Annotated in this window: 21 protein-coding genes; 11 read left to right on the plus strand and 10 right to left on the minus strand. The window is 67.7% G+C overall.

The annotated features are described in order from the left end of the window. Window positions 1–77: 77 nt before the first annotated feature. From NS6_RS09990 to NS6_RS10000, 3 genes are all read left to right on the plus strand, one after another. Window positions 78–662, plus strand: a complete 585-nt coding sequence (locus NS6_RS09990; protein WP_068040550.1) for a carboxymuconolactone decarboxylase family protein — start codon at window positions 78–80, stop codon at window positions 660–662. A gap of 64 nt (window positions 663–726) precedes the next feature. Then, window positions 727–1,131 (plus strand): DUF427 domain-containing protein, encoded by a 405-nt coding sequence (locus NS6_RS09995; protein WP_084470907.1) that lies wholly within the window; start codon window positions 727–729, stop codon window positions 1,129–1,131. Continuing rightward, window positions 1,128–2,024: an acyl-CoA thioesterase gene (locus NS6_RS10000; RefSeq protein WP_245669234.1), complete on the plus strand. Its 897-nt coding sequence runs from the start codon at window positions 1,128–1,130 to the stop codon at window positions 2,022–2,024. The genes NS6_RS09995 and NS6_RS10000 overlap by 4 nt, the downstream gene beginning before the upstream one ends. A 1-nt stretch (window position 2,025) precedes the next feature. Here the strand turns inward: NS6_RS10000 and NS6_RS10005 are convergent, their stop codons facing one another. The 6 genes from NS6_RS10005 to aztB form a co-directional block, all read right to left on the minus strand. Next, window positions 2,026–2,832: a FadR/GntR family transcriptional regulator gene (locus NS6_RS10005; RefSeq protein ID WP_068039889.1), complete on the minus strand. Its 807-nt coding sequence runs from the start codon at window positions 2,830–2,832 to the stop codon at window positions 2,026–2,028. Between the two features lie 101 nt (window positions 2,833–2,933). Further along, window positions 2,934–3,461 carry a DUF1990 domain-containing protein gene (locus NS6_RS10010; RefSeq protein WP_068039892.1) on the minus strand — a complete coding sequence of 176 codons (528 nt, stop codon included), beginning with the start codon at window positions 3,459–3,461 and terminating at the stop codon, window positions 2,934–2,936. Between the two features lie 32 nt (window positions 3,462–3,493). Then, the gene (locus tag NS6_RS10015) at window positions 3,494–4,783 is read right to left on the minus strand and encodes a TerD family protein (RefSeq protein ID WP_068039894.1); all 1,290 of its coding nucleotides are present in this window, start codon (window positions 4,781–4,783) and stop codon (window positions 3,494–3,496) included. A gap of 329 nt (window positions 4,784–5,112) precedes the next feature. Then, window positions 5,113–6,267: a zinc metallochaperone AztD gene (gene aztD, locus NS6_RS10020; RefSeq protein ID WP_068039898.1), complete on the minus strand. Its 1,155-nt coding sequence runs from the start codon at window positions 6,265–6,267 to the stop codon at window positions 5,113–5,115. 61 nt (window positions 6,268–6,328) lie between these two features. Continuing rightward, window positions 6,329–7,246: a zinc ABC transporter substrate-binding protein AztC gene (gene aztC, locus NS6_RS10025; protein ID WP_068039900.1), complete on the minus strand. Its 918-nt coding sequence runs from the start codon at window positions 7,244–7,246 to the stop codon at window positions 6,329–6,331. Then, entirely contained in the window at window positions 7,243–9,639 is a 2,397-nt protein-coding gene (aztB, locus tag NS6_RS35405; RefSeq protein WP_210746816.1) for a zinc ABC transporter permease AztB, read from the minus strand. Before aztB ends, aztC begins: the two co-directional genes overlap by 4 nt. 59 nt (window positions 9,640–9,698) lie before the next feature. Here aztB and aztA point away from each other — a divergent pair, with 59 nt between their 5' ends. The 5 genes from aztA to NS6_RS10055 all read left to right on the plus strand — a co-directional run bounded on the left by aztA (window position 9,699) and on the right by NS6_RS10055 (window position 14,272). After that, window positions 9,699–10,370, plus strand: coding sequence for a zinc ABC transporter ATP-binding protein AztA (aztA, locus tag NS6_RS10035; RefSeq protein WP_068039902.1), 672 nt, complete (start codon window positions 9,699–9,701; stop codon window positions 10,368–10,370). A gap of 240 nt (window positions 10,371–10,610) precedes the next feature. Then, a complete protein-coding gene (locus tag NS6_RS10040; protein ID WP_068039903.1) occupies window positions 10,611–10,907 on the plus strand; it encodes a DUF6285 domain-containing protein in 297 nt (98 codons plus the stop codon). Window positions 10,908–10,965: 58 nt separating this feature from the next. Beyond that, window positions 10,966–11,967 (plus strand): phosphotransferase family protein, encoded by a 1,002-nt coding sequence (locus NS6_RS10045; RefSeq protein ID WP_068040555.1) that lies wholly within the window; start codon window positions 10,966–10,968, stop codon window positions 11,965–11,967. A gap of 8 nt (window positions 11,968–11,975) precedes the next feature. Further along, the gene (locus NS6_RS10050) at window positions 11,976–13,259 is read left to right on the plus strand and encodes an acyl-CoA dehydrogenase family protein (RefSeq protein WP_068039904.1); all 1,284 of its coding nucleotides are present in this window, start codon (window positions 11,976–11,978) and stop codon (window positions 13,257–13,259) included. A 236-nt stretch (window positions 13,260–13,495) separates the two neighbouring features. Continuing rightward, window positions 13,496–14,272 carry a crotonase/enoyl-CoA hydratase family protein gene (locus NS6_RS10055; protein ID WP_068039905.1) on the plus strand — a complete coding sequence of 259 codons (777 nt, stop codon included), beginning with the start codon at window positions 13,496–13,498 and terminating at the stop codon, window positions 14,270–14,272. Between the two features lie 66 nt (window positions 14,273–14,338). Here NS6_RS10055 and NS6_RS10060 read toward each other — a convergent pair whose 3' ends face one another. The 4 genes from NS6_RS10060 to sigJ form a co-directional block, all read right to left on the minus strand. Beyond that, window positions 14,339–15,274, minus strand: coding sequence for an LLM class flavin-dependent oxidoreductase (locus NS6_RS10060; protein ID WP_068039906.1), 936 nt, complete (start codon window positions 15,272–15,274; stop codon window positions 14,339–14,341). A gap of 67 nt (window positions 15,275–15,341) precedes the next feature. Further along, window positions 15,342–15,899 (minus strand): YceI family protein, encoded by a 558-nt coding sequence (locus NS6_RS10065; protein WP_068039907.1) that lies wholly within the window; start codon window positions 15,897–15,899, stop codon window positions 15,342–15,344. A gap of 124 nt (window positions 15,900–16,023) precedes the next feature. After that, window positions 16,024–16,491, minus strand: coding sequence for a YybH family protein (locus NS6_RS10070; protein ID WP_068039908.1), 468 nt, complete (start codon window positions 16,489–16,491; stop codon window positions 16,024–16,026). A gap of 51 nt (window positions 16,492–16,542) precedes the next feature. After that, window positions 16,543–17,484: an RNA polymerase sigma factor SigJ gene (sigJ, locus tag NS6_RS10075; protein WP_068039909.1), complete on the minus strand. Its 942-nt coding sequence runs from the start codon at window positions 17,482–17,484 to the stop codon at window positions 16,543–16,545. A gap of 307 nt (window positions 17,485–17,791) precedes the next feature. Between sigJ and NS6_RS10080 the strand changes: the two genes are divergently transcribed. The 3 genes from NS6_RS10080 to NS6_RS10090 all read left to right on the plus strand — a co-directional run bounded on the left by NS6_RS10080 (window position 17,792) and on the right by NS6_RS10090 (window position 19,841). Beyond that, window positions 17,792–18,286: a nuclear transport factor 2 family protein gene (locus tag NS6_RS10080; RefSeq protein WP_068039910.1), complete on the plus strand. Its 495-nt coding sequence runs from the start codon at window positions 17,792–17,794 to the stop codon at window positions 18,284–18,286. A gap of 267 nt (window positions 18,287–18,553) precedes the next feature. Next, window positions 18,554–19,066, plus strand: coding sequence for a hypothetical protein (locus NS6_RS34620; protein ID WP_157112683.1), 513 nt, complete (start codon window positions 18,554–18,556; stop codon window positions 19,064–19,066). Between the two features lie 220 nt (window positions 19,067–19,286). Next, the gene (locus NS6_RS10090) at window positions 19,287–19,841 is read left to right on the plus strand and encodes a copper chaperone PCu(A)C (RefSeq protein ID WP_068039914.1); all 555 of its coding nucleotides are present in this window, start codon (window positions 19,287–19,289) and stop codon (window positions 19,839–19,841) included.

Here is a 19,841-nt window from a genome sequence, read left to right on the forward strand (position 1 = left end):
GCGCGCCGGGTGCAGCGCCGGGCAGGCTGTCGAGACCGACGCGGACCGGTGAACCCCTCGTGGACAAGGAGATGGAGATGGAGCGGATAGCCCCGCTGAAGCCCGCGCAATGGTCGGCGGAACTGCGCGCATTCTTCGCCGACTTCCGCACCCGGGTGCATCACGGCGGGCCCGCGCCGGCGAATACGCGCTCGGGCACGAACCTGCTCGGCACGCTGGCCCGGCATCCCGCGTTCACCATGGCCTTCCTGCCGTTCAACGGACATCTGCTGTACGGCACCGCACTGTCGGATCGGCAACGCGAGCTGCTGATCCTGCGGGTCGCCCACCTCTGGAACAGCGACTACGAATGGGCCCAGCACGCGGTGCTCGGCGGCAATGCGGGATTGACCGATGCGGAGATCGGCCGGATTGCCGAGGGGCCCGGCGCTGCGGGCTGGTCCCCGGTGGACGCGGCACTGCTGCGGGCGGCCGACGACCTACGCGAATCGGGTGCGGTCGGGGACAGCGCCTGGCAGGCACTCGCGGCAGAATTCGACGAACAGCAGCTGATGGATATCGTTTTCACGGTGGGTGCCTACGCGATGCTGGCCATGGCGATGCGGTCGTTCGGGGTCCGGCCCGAGCCTGATCTCGAACCTTACTTGCCTGTGCGACAGTGAAGCGAGAGTCGCAGGCCACCTGCCGAGTCGCCTCCGGTGGCCCGGCCGATCGAGATTCGGAGCAATGATGAGCGAACAAGCCCAGCCCAGCGGGTATCAGCACCGCCCCGATTACCGGGTCGACCTGCTGGCTCGAACCAATACGATGACCGCCACGCTCGACGGGCAGCAACTGGCCGTGAGCGACGAATGCCTGCTGGTGGACGAACAGGATCACGGCCTGGTGGTGTACTTCCCGCCGCAGGCGGTGAACTCGGGCCTGCTCGAAACAATCGAACTGCATACGGTGTGCCCGTTCAAAGGTGAGGCGTCGTACTGGACCCTGCCGGACAGCGGCCGTCCCTGGATCGCGTGGTGTTACCCGCACCCGCACCCGCAGGTGGCGCGACTGGCCGGCTACATCGCGTTCGACCAGTCCGTCGTCCAGCTGACGATCGGTCCTGGTCGGTATACAGGAGTGCGTTCGTGAATGCCGTGACACCGCCGGGTGGTACTCCCGAATCGTCGATGGTACGGATGCTGGAGATCTTCGACGTCCGCCCCGACCCTGTGGTTCCGGCCCGCTATCGCGGCGACAGCGATGGCGGATCCCGGCGGGTGGTCGACGGTAGTCAGATCCTCGGCCAGAGCATCGTCGCGGCTACCAAGGCGCTGCCGGGCCGCACCGTGCGTAACGCGCACGCGTTGTTCGTTTCCGCTGCCGACCCCGATGTTCCGCTGGACTTCACCGTCACACCGATCAAGGCCGGTCGTAGTTTCGCGAGTGCCACGGTGACTGTCCGGCAGGAATCGAAGGTCCGGACTAGTTGCACAGTGTTGCTGGATACGCCGCAACCGGACCTCGTGCGTCGCGACGAACCGGCCGGACCGCCGGCGCCCGGACCGGACGAGGCCCTACCGGCCGACAGTCTGCCGCTGCCCGGCCGCGAGGTCCGTATCGCCGGGTGCACCGATATCAACGACCCGGACGAAATCGGCCCGCCGATGGTGGACGCCTGGCTGCGCTATGACGAGGTGCCGGCACGCGACGATCTGCACCGTGCCGTACTCGCGCATTTCACCGGGCATCTGGGGATCTCCACGGCGCTGCGCCCGCATCCCGGCCTCGGTACCGCACAAGCCCACCACACCCTGTCGACAGCGCCGATGGGAATCGCGGTGACCTTCCACGACCCGGTGAAATGGGACGGCTGGTTGCGCTACCACCACGAGGCCACTTTCGTGGGAGCCGGTTCCGCGCATATCCGTGGCCAGATCAGTACCGGCAGCGGCCGGCTGATCGCCTCGTTCACCCAGGACGCGATGATCCGCGCGTTCGAATCCGGACCCGTCACCGATATCGCGAGCGCGGCGCGCCTGTAGTTCAGCGGCGGAGGCTCTGAGCGCCGCGGATCGCCTGCTGGGCCAGGGTAGAGGACGCGTTCACGATGCCGTCGTCGAACCGGTCCAGCAACAGCGACTGCGTCGCCGCGAGATGCGCGCACGCCATATGTTCGGCCGCCGAGGCCTGACCGGCGGCGATATCGTCGACGATCTTCTGATGGGTGCGCACCGCGGCCTGCGCCTGTTCCCGCGACGGATACTCGCCGCGGCCGGTGAGCGCCTCCGCCCACGCCTCCTCCTGCGCCGACCACAGTGCGACCAGGCTGCTCACCACATAGCGGACGGTCGCGTTCGGCGTGAACGAGACCACCAGGTCGTGGAATTCGCGCGCGGTCTGTGTGAACGCGACCCCGTCGTCCACCAGAGCTTTCGATTTCTCGATGTTCTCGGTGAGTGCCGGTACCACCACGTCGAGGCGGTCGTCGCGGCGAGCGCATTCGGCGGCGCACATCGGTTCCAGCATCTGCAGCCCGGACGCCAGATCACGCAAGGTCACCCGGCCGCCCTGCAAGGCGAGGCCGAGGTGATACGCCGCCGACGTTTCGTCGGGCCGGTGCACCTCGGCGCCGCCGACATTGCCGCGGCGCACGGTGACCAGGCCCTCGGTTTCGAGAATGCGGATCGCTTCGCGGATCGAGGGATAGGAGACACCGAATTCCTGTACCAGCTGATCCTGGGTGGGCAGGCGGTAATCGTCGGTGCCGTTGAGGATGCGCGTGCGCAATTCGTCCGCCACCGTCTGTGCCACCCGGTGCTGGGTGACCCGTCCACGCCGCGGGGTCGTCACGACAGCCGCCTACGGCCGGAAAAGTGCACCATGGCTGCGAGTTTATAGCGAAACGGTTAGTTCATCAATGATTGCAATATTTGCGAAGACAAGCGCGGGCATCACGGTTCGGACGGTAACCGGCGCAATGTCACGAGGTATGCCTCGGCGGCCAGGCGTTGCGCGGCCCGAGCCACCGGCCCGCCGAGGCGGGTGTACCAGGCCGCGGGCCGCGAGAATGCTGTGACCACCCCGTACACCGCCGCCGTCGCGGGGTCGTATTCGACCGCGAACAGCTCCTCACCCGACTCGGGATGGCCCGGCAGCGTGCCGTAGGCGAACCCGCGGCGATCCTCCTCGTCCAGGACGTAGACCACCCGGCACGGCGCGAGCACGCCGAACCGCCCGATCCCGAGCCGCACCGTGACGCGCGCCCCCGGTTCGGCTCGCAGCGTCTGCGCATCGGCCAGCAGGCCCAGACCGCGCTGCATCCGGTAGGCCAGGACAGCGTCTCCGAACCGCCGGAAATCGTCGCGTCCGCGGCCGAGCCGGCGGCGGACCTCCAGGTGGTGGTAGCCGGCGGGCATCGAGCCGCGGGTGGCGCCCACTTCGGAATAGGTGAAGGCCGGGCTTTCGGCGGAACTCGTCACGCCGACGATTGTCTCTCGCCGCCGCGGGACGGTCAGGTGCGGTCGGCCTTGAATTGGTTCACCGGCCCCTTGTCCATCCGCACCTCCACCCGCCCGTCGGGCTGCAATGTCACCGCGGGCCGATGTTCGGAGAAGCGGCGGCTGTAGCGTTCGAGGCGTTCGATGAGCACGCCTTCGGGGCGGTTGTAGACGATGCCCGGAACGCAGGTGAAAATCCAGCTGGACTTCTTCGCCTGGTCGGCCGGGATGCTCACGGAATCCGCGCCGCTCTCGATGGACAGCGTGACCCGGTATTTGTGGAATGAGCCGGTCCCGTTGTTGATCGCCGAATACGCCACCGGCACCACCGCGACGATCTCGGGTGCCAACCGCACCTCGATGATCTCCTCGGTCCGGCCGCCGCCCCGCTGGACATCTCCGCGGCCGCGGTCACCCAGATGGCGCACCAGATCGCTGTAGTGGGGGCTCGCCGGAATTCCCGCGGCCGGAAAAGTGGCGACATGCACTACTTTGCCGTCGGACAGCACGACCAGCGCGTAGGCCTCGTAGTCGGCACCGCTGGCCCATGCCACCCGCAACCGGACGAGCGGCGCCTTCTCCAGCAAGACCGGCCCCGCACCCTTGGTGAGTGTGACGGCACCTTTGCTGAAATTCACTCCGGGCGGCGGGGATGGCGAGTGCCCGTCTCCTGTGGGACCTACGGCGCCGGGCATAGTGGCGAAACCGGGCGGCGGGCCGGCCGGCGCTGCGGGATGGTCTGCGGGCGGTTGCGCCGGACAGCCCGCCGCCGGCGGCCGCGTCGATGTGCTCGGTGCCGGTGAGGTCTGTGGCGTTGGGGTGGGGTCGTCGTCGACGGTGATCCCGAAATCGGTGGCCAGACCGGCCAATCCGGTGGCGTACCCCTGGCCGATATTGCGGAGTTTCCAGCCGCCCGCCCGCCGGTACACCTCGGCGAGCAGTACCGTCGTCTCGGAGGTCAGGCCGGTGATAGGCAGTTCGTATTCACCGGCGCCGGCTTCGGTGATCCGCACGGTGAGCCCAATCGCGCCGAAGGTCCCGGTATCCGCCGACGCCGCGACCACCATCCGGTGGGTGTCGCCGGACACTGCCGCCAGGTCGATGGCGATCTCACCGGCTGCCAACCGCACCGCCGAATCGGGGGATACCGGCTGGTTGTAGAACACGAAATCGGCGTCGCGACCGACCTTCCCGTGCTCTCGCAGGCACAGCACGGTGAGGTCGGTTCCGGCCGGGGCCGCCGATATCCGCAACTGTCCACCTCGTAGCGCGGTATTCGCGCCCTTGCCGATCATCTCGGACATCCACACCCCTGTCGTTCATCGCGTCGTCTCTCAGCCTAGGGCCGGTGAGGGGCGCGTGGCGGTGTCGGCGGCCACCGCCACATGCCGGACAGCTCCGCACAAGACGCTGTGGGGGCGGCCGGGGTGAAGCCGCACCCGCCCCCGGCGCAGCTCACGGTGCCTGCGTGGCGCGCCCGGGACGGTGTTCTCGACGTTTGTGCGGATGGCCCTCGGCGAGGGCCCGTGCGCCCGGCGAGGGCGCGGTGCGGACCGGCGAGGGCGCGGTGCGGACCGGCGGGATCCGGGTCCGCACCGCGGGGGTGGTCCTGATCAGCGGCCGTGCCGAAGGGTCAGGAACTCACACCGGTGAGCTCGTTCGGCACATCCGGCAGGGTCGCCGATTGCGCTGGAGCGCCAGAGGCGAGATCGATCCGGTGGATCTGCTTGGTGGCCGGATCCGATACGTAGGCGTTGCCTTCGCGGACGAACAGCGCGGGACGCGGCTGCTGCCAATCGATCGGCTCCTGCCACGCGTCCATGACTTCGATCTTCCGGGTCACCTTGCCGGCGACCGGGTCGATCACATGGATGGCGCCATCGGTCCCCAGGACCAGCGCTTCGCCCTGCGGTCCGCGAGCCAGCGAACGGAAGGTGTAGCTGGTACCCAGATCCACGAGCCGCAGCGTGCCCTTCTCGGTATCGATCAGCGAGACGCGGTCCGGGCGTTCGAGTTCGGCGAACTCGTCGGTTTTGTAGTCGCCCAGCACGATCGGGGAGACCTCGCTGCCCGCTTGATTACCGATCCGGCCGTAGGAGTCCGGGCTGTCGACCTTGGTGAGTTTGCCGTCCCGGTAGACCAGGACACCGTTCTCGCAGCCGACGACCAGGGTGTCACCGGCAGCAGTGGCCTCGCCGTGCACCCCGGGACATTTTTCGTTGCGGGCGGTCTCCTTGCGGGCGGTGTCCAGGATCATCATCCCGGTCCGCTCCTCCTCGTTACCGAGGGTGACGGCCAGTTCACCGCTTTCCAATTCCACGGCCACACCGTGATGCGGTTCGGCGGCCTGGTATTCGGTGGTCTCCGGGGCGCCGTCGGCGAGATCGGCCGGAGCGAACGAGATCACTTGTCCGGTGCCGTCCGAGAAAAGCACCGTGCGACCGGCATGTCGGACGACATGCCCCGGTTTCGGACCGGGGAATTCGATATCGGTGAATTGTGCTCCGGCAGCATCGAGCACTTCGAAACCGTTCGTGGTGGAGACGATCACATGCCGATCGTCCCCGGCGGGATTGACCCGGTTGAATCCGCTGAGTTCCACCCCGCCGCCCCGCTCCAAGGTGGTGCCGTCCAGCAGATGGATCCCGCCGTCGTAGGTGACGGCCAGCGGTTCGGCAATCGCGGTCTGGTCGCCGGAGTCGGCGCCGCCGCAGCCGCTCAACGCAACCACTGCGGTGAACAGGCCGGACAGTGCGACCGCTCTTCTGGTGCCGGATCGGTTGTGCATTGTGTTCCCTCATCTTCTTCTTGCTGCCCCGCGGCGGCGATCCACCGCGGGTGTTCTCGGGTCAGGCGGGTGTCAGGCCCGTCACCATTGCGGTGGTGTTGGCGCGCATCATTTCCAGGTAGGTGGCGGCACCTGCGCCGGGCTCGGTCAGGGATTCGGAATACAAACCGACGATCCGCACCCGGACGCCGGACTGTTCGGCCAGCGCTTGCGCCAGCCGGTCGGGCCGGGACGAATCCACGAATATCGCGGGCACCCCGGTGGTGCGGATGGCGCCGGCCAGGTCGGCGAGGTCGGCGGCGCTCGGTGAGGCCAGGGTGGTGCCGCCGGGGATTACGGCGCCCACCACTTCGAGATCGAAACGCTGGGCCAGATAACCGAATACGTGATGGTTGGTGACCAGTTTGCGGTGCTCGGGTGCCACGGTCGCGAAACGCTCGGTCATCCATCGCTGCAGGGCGTCGAGTTCGGTGAGATAGCGGTCGGCGTTCGCGCGTACGGCGGCGGTATCGATATCGGGTACCGAGGCGATCACCTCGTCGCGGATCACCTCGACCGCCCGAGACACCCGCTGCGGGTCGGTCCAGAAATGCGGGTCGAGTGTGCCCGCGGAGTCGCCGGTCCGGTAGGGGAGCGGGTCGATCCGGTCACCCACCGGCAGTGCCGGTACCCCGGCCTCGGCGGCCGCCGTCACATGCCGGGCCAGACCTTCTTCCAGGCCCAAACCGTTCTCGACGACGAGATCGGCCTTGTCGAGCACCGCGGCGTCCTGCGCCGAGAGTGCAAAGGAATGGGGATCGGATCCGGGCGGCATCAGCACCGCGACCGGCGCCGTATCGCCGACCACGGCGCGGGTGATATCGCCGAGGATATCGGTGGTCACCACGACCCCGCCGCCCCCGGAATCGGTGATACCGCAGCCGCTCAACGCGAGCACGCCGGCGACGAAGACGGCGCAGATACGGGTGATCGTGGTCATCGGCCGGTCTCCACCATCAGGTCGGGGTCGATATCGAAGGAGAAGGTGCGTGCCACGCGCAGATCGTCGGCGTAGTCGATTTCGTGGACCTCGCGGCGGGCCGGATCGTTGAGGTAGGCGCGCTCGGAATCCACCAGCAGTACCGGTGCCACAGCCGGATCCACGGGTGCGGAAAGTACGCGGTGGTAGGCGGTTTCGGCGCCGGTGGCCGGATCGTAGGCGTGCAGTACACCGTCGGGAGTGAGGGCGAGAATCGCGGTCCCCGCACCCGCCGTGGTCGCGGCGGTCACCGGTCCGGTCTCGACCGGCCGCCAGGCCCGCCGGGCGATATCGAGTACCAGAACCCGCGAATCCCGGACCGTCACCAGGACATCGCTGCCCGGACGGTGGTGGAAATCGGCGACGCTCCCGGTCGTCCCGGCGGGATACGGCAGCTTTTCGGCCGTGAAACGGTCGTCGCGCTCGGTCACCAGCAAGGCTCCGTCACCGCAGGAGAAGACCGCGCCGCGCCGGGTCACCGTGGTTCCGCCGGGATCGGGGCACGGCGGTGTCAACGTCTCGACGGGCTCGTTCTCCCGGGTGCGGACCTCGACCTGCGCCGACCCCGGGGCCGCGACGAGCAGGTGTCCACCGTAGGGAACCGCAACTCCCTTCACCACCGGGCCGGTACGCAGCTCCCCCTCATCGAGAGCTGCGCGGTCGGCCGGCACGGTGGATCCGGTATCGAGTACCGCGGCGGACACCACGGGATCGCTGTGCGCCGACCGGACAGATCCGTCGACGACCCCGATCCGGCGCGGCTGCGTCCGGTAGTAGTGCACATGATCACCGTGGTCGACGACCCAGCTACCGCTGTCCACCACGGTGGTCGCGTCGCCGGCGGCGAGATAGGCGTAACGCCCGTCACCCGCGACTCCGGTGACGCCCGCGACCGGCTCCAGATCCGCGATCTCCTCGGTCACCACATCGAGTAGCCGGACCGCACCCGAGCTCCGGTCGGCGATCACCAGACGCGGCTGCGCGCTCGCACTCTCTTCGGCACCCTCCACATACCCGTGCGGGACCGGTTCGGCCGGTTCCTCGCTACCGCAGGCGGCGACCGGAACCACCAGCAGTCCGGACAATGCCACTCGTGCAAGGGTTTGCCTGCTCAGAGGTCGCGGGGTCCGGCGGGCCCGTCGCGTCTTCCCCGGCGGGGAGGTGTCGAGCGCGGAGTTACCAACGTGCGGGACGACCGGACCGCAGGAACCGGTCCGGGGGCCCGGTGAACCGAGGCCGTCCATCGCGGCGGCCGCATCGGTTGCTCGGGGTGTACGACCCGCTACGGGGGCCGCGCCGGCAGCATCTTCATCGCGTCCATCTGATCGGGAGCAGTGCACACCTCCGGCCGCGGCGCTTCCGCGCCCGGCGGCGCTTCTTCCGGCCGGTTCCGGCGCTTCCGTACCGATGCCGGCTCCGGCCGGTTCGGATACACCCATACCTGTGCTGCCCGGCGCGGAGCTTCCGGCATCTTTTCTCGCCGGTGCCAGGCCGCCTCCACTGCCTCCTCCGGGGCCGCCGGTTCCGGTGCGCGCCCGCACCGCGCTGCGAACGCGCGCTGCCAAGGCGGAGAGGAAGAAGACCGTGACCGCGGTCAACGCGATGGTCGCCCCGGCCGCGGTGCCCGCATGCCAGGAGACCAAAAGCCCTACCACGGTGGACAGCGCGCCGATTCCGGCCGCCAGCACCATGATCCGTGGGATGCGGTGCGTGAAATAGGTCGCCGCGGCCGGGGGAGCGACGAGTAGGCCCAGGACCAGCAGGGTGCCCACGATATGGAACGACGCCGCGATCGCCAGCGTGAGCAATGCGAGCAGGGCGACCTGCGCGGCGCGCGGTCGCAGCCCGAGCGTATGGGCGGTACGCGGGTCGAAGCTGAGGGCGACGAAGGCGCGATGCCCCGTCACGGTGATCACCAGTGCGAGCACCAGTGCCGCGAGCAGGAAGAGTAGATCGCCGGGCCGCGTGGCGAGGACATCGCCGAACAGGAATCCGGTCAGGTCGACCGCGAACGATTGCGACCGTGATATCAGGATCACCGCGGTGGCCAGCATCGCCACGAACAGCAGCCCGATCCCGGTATCGGTGGACAACCGGCGGTTGCGGCTGAGCACCGATACTCCCGCTGCCATGGCCGACGCGCTCACCAGCGCACCGAGTAGCAGGTTTCCGCCCAGCAGCGCGGCCACCGCTACCCCGGGCAGCATGCCGTGCGCCAAGGCCTCTCCGAGAAAAGCCATGCCCCGCACCACAACCCACGTACCGGCGAGGGCGCACAGGCACGAGACCAGCAGTCCGCCCCAGAGAGCCCGTTGTACGAATGAAACCTCGAACGGGGCGATCAGCCAATCCATGATCGAACACTGTAAACTGATAACGATTGTCATTACAAGTTTGTTGCGGGAGTCACTGTATGCGCACGGCGGATATCGAAATCACGGGCCTGTCGGCGGGATACCGGGACAACCCGGTGTTGCGCGACGTCACGGCGGCCCTGCCGGGCGGCCGGGTGACCGCGCTGATGGGCCCCAACGGCTCCGGGAAATCCACCCTGCTCGCGGTGCTCGCGGGCATTCTGGCACCGTCGGCCGGATCGATCGCCCGCCCCGGCGCCCGGCGCCCGGCGCTGGTTGTCCAGCAGCAGTCGGTCCCGCCCACCCTGCCCATCACGGTCGCCGAAACCGTCGCCATGGGTCGCTGGGCGCAGCGCGGTTTCTGGCGCCGCCTCACCCGCGCCGACCGGGCAGTGGTCGCGGAGTGCTTGGCGCGCATGGATATCGCCGACCTCGCCGGCCGTCGCCTCGACACCCTGTCCGGTGGTCAGCGCCAGCGTGTCCTGCTGGCTCGCGCACTGGCGCAGCAATCGGACCTGCTGCTCCTCGACGAACCGAGCACAGGTTTGGACTCTTCGGCCCAGGAGGCCATCGGTTCCGCAGTCCGGGAGGCCGCGGCATCCGGGGTCACGGTCGTGCACGCCACTCACGATCTCGCCGATGTCCGGCACGCCGACCACTGCGTTCTGCTGCGCGGTGGGCGCGTGGTGGGAACGGGTGAACCCGGGGTCGTTCTCGCCCCGGTGGCGTGAAACGCCACGGTCCGCGCAGCCGGGAGCGATGGGCGACAGCGTGGGTCTTGCTCGACCGCTACCCGGGGCGACGGTGGCCCGTCAAGTCCTGGTGCGACGGTGAGAAGATCCTCTACTGTTTGTCTCACGCAGCGCCCATAAGCGATGACAGGGAGGTCGGATCGTGGACTCCAGCGAGCGTGCAGCGGAACCGGGCCGCCCTGTCCGCGAGCGCCGGAATCCATCGAGGGGAGAGCCGTAGTGCAGAACAGACCCACGGCAGCCGAGCTGCTGGAATCACTCGCCGAACTGCTGGAGGAGACCCTGCTGCCTGCGCTACCCGCCGATCTGCAACATCGCGCGCGGGTCGGGGCGAATCTGGCCCGCATCCTGGGGCGCGAGGCCGAACTCGGCGCCGCGGCAGCCGCTCGGGAGAAGGAACTGCTCGAGGCTGTTCCGGCCGGTGACGAGGCAGCGCTCTGGCATGCCCTGACCGCGGTGGTGCGGGCCGATCTCGCAATCGCCAAACCGGGCTACGCCGACTGGGAGGGCGAATGAGCGGGGAAGTGGCGACGCGTGATCACGGGTGGCCCTGCGCGGTAGCCGTGGCGGCGGTATGAGCGCCGACCCCGCCCGTGGCCTCGCCGATTTCCTCACCGGAGAACTCGGTGACCAGGTCACCCTCTCCGATTTCCACTTTCTGTCCGCCGGTGCGCGGCGCCGCAATATCGCCTTCACAGCAACCGTCGGTGACACCCCGCGCCGCATGGTCGCGACAGTGGTGCCGCCGGCAGTCGAACTGATGCCCGTCGAAGCGGAAGCCGGTGTCCGGGAACTGTCGCGCGCACACGGGGTTCCCGTCCCCGAGGTCGTCGCGACCTGCGCAGACACCTCCTACATCGGTGAACCGTTCCTGATCTCCGAACATATCGACGGCGAAACCGTGCCCCGCCGGGTGCTGCGGACCGTCGCCGCCGCGGGCAACGCGGAGTCCACGGCACGGCAGTGGGGCGCGGCCATGGCCCGGCTGCACGGTATCGATCCGGCGCAGGCCCCGGAATCGGTTCCGGCCGCCGGTGCCGACCCCGCCGCCGAACATCTCGCCGAGGTGGCTGCCGTAGTAGGCGAACTCCTGGCCGACCGGCCCGTCTTCTCGCTCGCTCTGCGCTGGCTGGAAAAGCGGCTGCCCGGCCCGCCGCCGCGGCCCGCGCTCGTGCACACCGATATGCGCAACGGAAACCTGATCATCGGCGCGGACGGATTGCGGGCCGTCCTCGACTGGGAGGGTGCGCAACGGTTCAGCGACCCCATGCGCGATGTCGCCTGGCCCGCGCTGCGTATGTGGCGGTTCCGCGAAGACGCAAAGGAATTCGGTGGGTTCGCCGACCGCGACACCTTCGTGCACGGCTACGAGGAGGCGGGCGGAACCTTCGATCCGGACCGCTATCGCTGGTGGAAGGTGATGGGCACCCTGTACTGGGGTGCCGGTCTGGCCCAGCAGGCGGCCGCCCACCTGGACGGCACCGTCCGCGATATCGTCATGGCCGCCAGCGGGCGGCGTGTCTCCGAGATCGAATGGGATCTGCTCATGCAGATCCGTCCCGCCGCGAAAGCATAGGAGCCACCGTGGATTTCGAACTGCCCGCCGACCTACGCGCCTATCTGGCCGAACTCGACGAGTTCATCGAACGCGATATCGAACCGCTCGAACAGACCGGCGACAATATCCGCTTCTTCGACCATCGCCGCGAGGACGCCCGCACCGATTGGGACCGGGGCGGCCTGCCGAGTGCCGAATGGGAGGAACTGCTCGCCGAATCCCGCCGCCGTGCCGACGCCGCCGGTCACTACCGCTACGCCTTCCCGAAGGAGTTCGGCGGCCGCGACGGCACCAATCTGGGGATGGCAGTGATCCGCGAGCACCTCGCCCGTCGCGGGCTGGGCCTGCACTGCGATCTGCAGAACGAGCACGCCGTCGTCGCCAACAATGTCGGCCTGCTGCTGATGCTGGAATACGGTTCACCGGCGCAGAAACAGCTGTGGGTGGACGGTCTCGCGGCCGGTACCCGGTTCTTCGCCTTCGGTATCACCGAACCCGAACACGGTTCCGACGCAACCCATATGGAGACCACCGCCGTCCGCGACGGCGACGACTGGGTGATCAACGGGACAAAGACCTGGAACACCGGGGTCCATATCGCCGATGCCAACCTCATCTTCGCCCGCACCTCCGGCAACGCCGGCGACGGCCGGGGCATCACCGCATTCCTGGTGCCGACCGACGCGCCGGGGTTCACGGTCGAGGAATACCTGTGGACCTTCAATATGCCCACCGATCACGCGCGGGTTTCGCTCACCGATGTCCGGGTGCCGGATTCGGCGATCTTCGGGCAGGAGGGCCGGGGCTTGGGCGTGGTCCAGCATTTCTTCAACGAGAACCGCATCCGGCAGGCCGCCTCGAGTCTCGGTGCCGCGCAGTACTGCGTGGACCGGGCCGTCGCCTACGCCAACGAGCGCAAACCGTTCGGCAAACCGCTGTCGTCGAACCAGGCCATCCAGTTCCAGCTGGTCGAACTGCACACGCAGTGCGAGATGCTGCGCGCCCTGGTGCACAAAACCGCCTGGTCGATGGATAAGTACGGCACGTTCGCGGTATCCGAGCAGGTATCGATGTGCAACTACTGGGCCAACCGCCTCTGCTGTGAGGCCGCTGACCGTGCCATGCAGGTGCACGGGGGGCTCGGCTACTCCCGCTACACCCCGTTCGAACACATCTACCGCCACCACCGCCGCTACCGGATCACCGAGGGCGCCGAGGAAATCCAGATGCGCCGGGTGGCGGGCTACCTGTTCGGCTTCATGGACCGCGCCGCGGTGAAGGGCGTCGGTGCCACCAGCGGGCCGGGGTAGGCGTCGGCGGCTTCCCGCCGCATGCCCTCGGCGCGGCTGTCTTGTGGACGGACCACGGATACGGCGGATCGTCGCCGGCCCGCCGAGCGGAGTATCTCGACACGATCGCCCAGGGGCCGGCCGTGTTCCGGCGGCCCCGGTTGCCGTGCATCCCGCGGCAACGGAAGGCTGGTTGTGCCCGTCCACCGTCGGTATGTTCCGCGTAGCGTAGGGATCCAAACAGGCAAGGAGCTTCCATGACACTTCCGGCAGTACGTATCGAACGAAGCGGCCCGGTTTTCACGGTGATTCTGTCGCGGCCCGAAGCGCGCAACGCGGTGGACGGACCCACCGGCGCGGCGCTGTACGAGGCGTTCACCGAGTTCGACAACGACGAGTCGGCGGCAGTGGCTGTGCTGTGGGGAGAGGGCGGCACCTTCTGTGCCGGTGCGGATCTGAAATCGGTGGGTACCGACCGGGGTAACCGGCTCGCGGCCGCCGGCCCCGGCCCGATGGGGCCGAGCCGGATGCGGCTCGGTAAACCCGTGATCGCCGCGGTCGCCGGGCATGCCGTCGCCGGTGGTTTGGAACTGGCGATCTGGTGCGATATGCGAGTCGCGGCCGAGGACGCGGTATTCGGGGTCTTCTGCCGTCGCTGGGGAGTGCCGCTGATCGATGGCGGCACCGTGCGCCTGCCCCGGCTGATCGGCACCGGCCGGGCCATGGACCTGGTACTCACCGGCCGACCGGTGGACGCAGCGGAAGCCCTGTCGATGGGATTGGTGAACCGGGTCGTGCCCGCCGGTGAGGAACGTGCGGCCGCCGAGGAACTGGCCGCCGAGATCGCCCGCTTCCCTCAGACCTGTGCCCGCCAGGACCGGCTCTCCCTGCTCGAACAGGAAGGAATGGCCGAGTCGGAAGCCCTGGCCAACGAATGGGAACACGGCCGGATATCTGTTACCGATGCCGTGGCGGGAGCCCGGCGCTTCGCCGAGGGCGCAGGCCGCGGCGGGTCCTTCGCCGACTTGGGCTGACAGACCGGGCAGAGTCCACTGCACCGCGTTCCTGGATTGTCCTGGGTGGACGTTGTGCGGGGACCCTCAGCCCGGCAGGTGTGGCCTGACCTCGGCCGCGAACAACTCCATGGTCGCGGCCGCCTGTTTCGCCCCGGTCATGAAGATCACCGAATCGATTCCCTGCCCTGCGTGTTCGGCCAGCCGGTCCACCACCATGGCCGGCGTGCCGACGTACCCTTCGTCGAGGGCGAACGCTTCGGCCCCGTAATGCTGTCGCGCCCGGGCCTGGACTTCGGGTAGTTTGCGCTCGTTCTCGGCGATCGCCAGTATCGCCTGGTGGGAGCGGCGGATCGATGCGGGGTCGCGGTCGATGCGGGCGCACTCGGCGTCCAGCAGTTCGGCCGACCGGCGCCGGCCGCGCAGGCCGTAGGTGGGAACATTCCAAACGTCGGCGTAGCGCGCGACCAGTGGCAGCGTGTACTTCGGACCGGTGCCGCCGATATGGATCGGCGGCCGCGGGCGCTGAATCGGTCCGGGCACGTTGGCGATATCGCTGACCTGGTAGTGCTTGCCTTCGAACGAGGTTCGCTCGCGGGCGAACATCGAGGTGATGATTTCGAGTGCCTCACCCAGCCGCTCGGCTCGTTCTCCCGCCGAGCCCCAGGGCAACCCGGTCTGCTGGTGTTCGCCGGGAATCGAACCGCTGCCGAGCCCGAATTCGAGCCGCCCGCCGGAGATCACGTCCAAAGAGGTCGCCATCCGGCCGAGAACCACTGGGTGCCGGAAGTTGTTGCACAACACCAGGGCGCCCACCCGCAATGTTGTGGTACCGGCGAGCAGCGCGGTCGCCGCGGTCCATGCTTCCAGAGCGGGATGCTCGGGCAGTCCGGGTGACCAGAGATGGTCGAAGAGCCAGAAATTGGTGAATCCGGTGCGTTCGGCCGTTTTCGCGAGGTCCAGTAGGGGCTGGTACTCCGAAACCATCTGCGGTACATAGATTCCGAATTCCGGCACGCTCACAGTGCAATATTCTGCCAGTCCGGAGGCCGGAGAACCTGTCGAACACAGACCGAAGACTCGAGAAACCTCAGTCTTCGAGGACGGCCTCGATGTGGAGACCGATCGTTACCTTTCGGCCGACCACGCTGCCTCTGCCGTCCAGCGGGACGTGAATGCCGAAGTCGCGCCGATCGATCACCGCGGTCGCCGAGAATTCGGCGCGTCGGCGGCCGTCGTGGCTCGGCCCGAAGCCTTTGATCACCACCTTCAGTGGGACCGGCCGAGTGGTGCCGTGCGCGGTGAGTTCGCCGTCGATGATCCAGCCGGTATCGGTGTGCCGGAACCCGGTGGAGCGGTAGCTCATCGCCGGATACTTTTCGACTTCGAGGTACTGGTCCGAGCGGAGGTGAGTGTCGCGCTTCGCGTTGGCGGTGTCGACAGATGCGGTACGGATCGACGCGGTGACCTGCGAGTAGATCGGATTCTCGGCGGCGGCGAGGGTGGCGTCGAAGTCCGTGAACCGACCGCGTGTCATCCCGACGGTGAGGAAACGGACGGAGAAATCGATCTCGGAGCGCTCCGGGTCGACCTTCCAGCGGCCGGCGCGATAGCCCGGTTTCGATACGGTTGTAGGGGTGGTGCTCATGAGTGGCCTTTTCGGATAGGTTGTCGCAGCTACTCGAGCCGCGGGTTGTGGGGCCTTCGCCTCCGGTAACAGCGAGGACACACCCCGCCGGAAGGTGAGGCGGCGAAGTGGATGCCGGGGCACCTCAGGGTTCCAGGTCTACTGCACCTCGGCCGCTCGCCATATCGAGTGGCACCGAGACCTGGTCGTGCGCGATCAACCAGGTGCCGTCGATCTTCTGCATGCCATAGGTGACCCGGACCCATATGCCGTTCGTCGCCGCCCCGCTCTTCAGCGTGCCGCTGAGCCGGGCGAAGGCATACCCGAACGCTACGTCGCCTCCGACGGTTACGCGCAGGTCGCGAACCTCGTAGGTCACCTGCTCGAAGGTGTGGAACACCCGCGCCCAGTTCTCGAGTTTCGCGGCGGTCCCGGCGTGCTGGAGTGGTGGTTCGATATCGAAGGACACGACGTCTGTCGTGTACGCGTCCTGTACGGCCGCGAGATCCCCGGCCTGGAGCCCTTCGATCAGCTTGCCGATCTGGCGGCGGATCGCGGCCTCGTCCGCCGCGACGCGGTCACTGTGGGAGGGGGAGTCGTTCGATGTCGTCATCATCGGTTCCTTCGGGGTCGCTGTTGCACGTGTCGGTGGCGGGTCGGCGCATCATCTCGGTGGGTGCCGGTCCTCCGTCCACGAGCGGAGTTTGTCGGGGTTGCGCATGGCCCAGATGCGGGTGATCCGGTCACCGGTGAGGTCGAAGGCGAGCACAGTGGCGGCAACCCCGTTGTGCTGCACGACCAAGCCGGGCCGGCCGTTGACCGTGCGTTCGACGATGTCCAGGTTCCCGGGCGCACACGACGCGAGCATGACGTAATACCGCGCGATCCGGTCGGCGCCTTCGAGGGGGCCGAGCGCAGCGTTGACGATTCCGCCGCTGTCGGCGATCGCGACGGCGTCGGGGTCGAGGAGACCGATCAGGGCTTCGATGTCCTTGGCAGCCCATGCTCGTTTGAAGTTGCCGACGATATCGGCCGGTCGGCCGGTCCGGGGCTCGGGAGTTCGTGCTGCGCGGATTCGCCGGCGCGCCGAGGAAGCGAGCTGCCGGCACGCCGCCGGCGTGCGGCCGACGATTTCGGCGATATCGGCAAACGAGTAGCCGAAGACATCGTGCAGGGTGAACGCGACGCGCTCGGCCGGGGTCATCGTGTCGAGCACGACCAGAAAAGCCATACTGACGGATTCGTCGAGGGTGATGCGGTCCGCCGGGTTATCGCTGCGGCCGGTGATCCACTCCGCGGATTCCGGTACCGGTTCCGGTAGCCACTCGCCCACGTAGTGTTCGCGCCGAGCCCGTGCGGAGCCGAGCAGGTCGAAGCAGATGCGGCTGGCGACCGTCTGCAGCCAGGCGCCGGGGGAGCGGATAACCCCCCGCTGTTGCTCGGACATGGCATACCAGCGGGCGAAAGCCTCCTGCACCACGTCTTCGGCATCGGCCAGTGAGCCGAGCAGCCGGTAGGCGAGACCGATCAGCTGTGTCCGCTCGCCGAGCAGCACGTCCAGATTCGGGTCCGGCCGTTCGTCCGGTGGCCGAAATGGGATGGGCATGGGGCGGCCTCCTCAGTTCGTTACGGCTCTCACTTGTTCGACGTAATGGAGCGCGTGAATGTGAGGCCGGCCTGCTGCCGCACCTCCCGGTGAACGGCTTCGCCGACAGTACTGACGAAGCCGGGAAGGCACCGGGAGGTGCGGCAGGTCGCCGGCCATTGAATTCATCCCCGCACAATCCGATGGGCTGGTTCGTCGTAATCATCGAGGGCAAGTCCTGGATTTCGTCACCAGAATCCTTCGGACGATACAAGTTCAACCCTCGTGAAATCGAAGTAGATGGCTTCGGCAAGAAACGGAGAGAACTATGAGAGACCTGCAGGCGATCGCCGACCGCGTCGAAATCGAGGCGCTGCGCGCCGAATTCAGCGATGCCGCGATGATGGGCGACAACGACCGGATCGCCTCGCTGTACACCGAGGACGGCGTGTACCGGATACCCGCGGTGAACATCGAGCACTCCGGCCGGGAAGCAATACGTGCCGGAATCGAAAATCATGCCGAACTGTGGGAATATTTTGTGCAGAACACACATTCGGGGGCTGTGCACCTCGAGGGTGACAGGGCGTCGGGTCGAGCGTATATCTGCGAACTCGGCCGCTTGAACGACGGGCGGTCGATCTTCAACTACGCCCTGTTCCATGACTGTTACCGACGCACCCCGCAGGGGTGGAAGTTCACCGAACGGGTTTATGAGGTCCGGTATTTCGACACCACCCCGCTTGCCGGCTCGCCGGCGGTTGTGTGGGAGACCGCAGGGTCTGCGGGCGACACGGGCCGAACGGGTCCCGGGCCGTCGTAATCCTGCTGCCGCCGCGGTGTTTCGTGCCTTCGACGATCACCGCGGCTCGGTCATCGCTCCACGCACCTACATACGTCGCGCCACGGTAGTGGAAGAATTCCGCACACTTATTTTGTTTTCCGTGGGAGCACTGTGGCCGCGCACCGAGACCCGGTGTACGGCACTCTTTGCGATGCTCGGTGCGCACGTCGAATGGTGCCGTGCGTCGATCCGTGGCCCGCGCCCCCGCTAAAACTACTGGCTGTAGTAGAGGCTAAGCTTCTGTGTATGGCGTCGGATGTGAATCGCGTACTGCGTGGTGCATCCGTCGGGGCGCTATCGGCGATTGTCACGGCCGCAGCGCACAGCGCAGGGGGTGGGGCGCATCCCTCCGAGGCAGGTTCCCTGCTGCTCATGGTTGTCTGCGCCGTCATCGGTTGGGGAGCCGCATCGAAGCGCGAAATATCGCGACACCGGCTGATGGGGGCGCTCGTGGCCGCGCAGGCACTCGGTCATCTCGTGCTGTCGGCGATGGACGGACACCCGCACAGTGGCCCGGCCGACAGCCGCATGCTGTGGGCGCATCTGATGGCGGCGGTCGCGGGAGCGTATCTGATCGGTGCCGCCGAGCGCGGCGCCCGGCGGGCGGCCTCCACACTCCGGCGCGTAGTGCCCGGCCCCGCGACCGTGCCCTTCGACCGGATACGGTGCGTGCCGGTGACGGGCGATCGGGCCACCCGCACACCGCGCCTTGTCGACCTTTCCAGCACCGGTACCCGCGGCCCGCCGTCGGCCGCCTGATCCGCCACACCACCCGGCAGCAGGCCAGAGCTGCCGAGTAGTAGGGCGCAACGACTTCACGAAAACGACAGGACGAGGCGCACACGAGGTCTCGTCCCGGCCGGAGCTGCGTATCCCGGTCTCGGGTTGTCCCGTCACTCGATGCCGAGGACTGCGTTCCGCGTACCGCGAGCCGGGGCCAGTGCACGCTCGCCGACTTCCGATCCGAAAGTGATCACAAATGAAAATTTCGATCCGACACGGTGCCTTCGTGACAGCGCTGTCTTTCGCCGCCGCTTTCGCGGGTGCATGTTCGGCCGACAACACGGAATCTGCTCACCGCCAGGCCGATTCCGTGGTCGTCCACGAACAGTGGGTGAAGGCCGCTGATACCGGGATGACCTCGGCTTTCGCCGAATTCCGCAATTCCGCCGATACCGATGTCCGGGTGGTGGCCGCGTCCTCACCGGCGGCCGGATGGTCCGAACTCCACGAGATCGCCCCGGGGGATACCGGTGCGCCGGTGATGCGGCCGAAAGCCGGAGGCTTCGTTATTCCCGCCGGCGGCACCTACACACTCTCCGCCGGCGGTGACCACCTCATGCTCATGGATTTGCTCGCCCCGCTCACACCCGGTGCGGAAACGGAGATAACTCTCGAATTAGAGGACCGGTCCACCAAGACCTTCACCGCGCAGGTCCGTGATTTCGCCGGCGCCCAGGAGGACTACCAACCGGGCGGCGGCGATTCCGCCGGTGTCCCGGCCGCCCCTGCTGCCCCCGCACACAGTGGGTGA

The organism is Nocardia speluncae NBRC 108251 (assembly GCF_001613245.1).
In the GTDB taxonomy this organism is placed as follows: domain Bacteria; phylum Actinomycetota; class Actinomycetes; order Mycobacteriales; family Mycobacteriaceae; genus Nocardia; species Nocardia speluncae.

Coding starts and splice junctions, on each gene's coding strand:
- NS6_RS09990 (WP_068040550.1), top strand. CDS start 78: ATGGAGCGGATAGCCCCGCTGAAGCCCGCGCAATGGTCGGCGGAACTG.
- NS6_RS09995 (WP_084470907.1), top strand. CDS start 727: ATGATGAGCGAACAAGCCCAGCCCAGCGGGTATCAGCACCGCCCCGAT.
- NS6_RS10015 (WP_068039894.1), bottom strand. CDS start 4,783: ATGTCCGAGATGATCGGCAAGGGCGCGAATACCGCGCTACGAGGTGGA.
- aztD (WP_068039898.1), bottom strand. CDS start 6,267: ATGCACAACCGATCCGGCACCAGAAGAGCGGTCGCACTGTCCGGCCTG.
- aztC (WP_068039900.1), bottom strand. CDS start 7,246: ATGACCACGATCACCCGTATCTGCGCCGTCTTCGTCGCCGGCGTGCTC.
- aztB (WP_210746816.1), bottom strand. CDS start 9,639: ATGGATTGGCTGATCGCCCCGTTCGAGGTTTCATTCGTACAACGGGCT.
- aztA (WP_068039902.1), top strand. CDS start 9,699: ATGCGCACGGCGGATATCGAAATCACGGGCCTGTCGGCGGGATACCGG.
- NS6_RS10045 (WP_068040555.1), top strand. CDS start 10,966: ATGAGCGCCGACCCCGCCCGTGGCCTCGCCGATTTCCTCACCGGAGAA.
- NS6_RS10055 (WP_068039905.1), top strand. CDS start 13,496: ATGACACTTCCGGCAGTACGTATCGAACGAAGCGGCCCGGTTTTCACG.
- NS6_RS10065 (WP_068039907.1), bottom strand. CDS start 15,899: ATGAGCACCACCCCTACAACCGTATCGAAACCGGGCTATCGCGCCGGC.
- NS6_RS10070 (WP_068039908.1), bottom strand. CDS start 16,491: ATGACGACATCGAACGACTCCCCCTCCCACAGTGACCGCGTCGCGGCG.
- sigJ (WP_068039909.1), bottom strand. CDS start 17,484: ATGCCCATCCCATTTCGGCCACCGGACGAACGGCCGGACCCGAATCTG.
- NS6_RS10080 (WP_068039910.1), top strand. CDS start 17,792: ATGAGAGACCTGCAGGCGATCGCCGACCGCGTCGAAATCGAGGCGCTG.
- NS6_RS34620 (WP_157112683.1), top strand. CDS start 18,554: ATGGCGTCGGATGTGAATCGCGTACTGCGTGGTGCATCCGTCGGGGCG.
- NS6_RS10090 (WP_068039914.1), top strand. CDS start 19,287: ATGAAAATTTCGATCCGACACGGTGCCTTCGTGACAGCGCTGTCTTTC.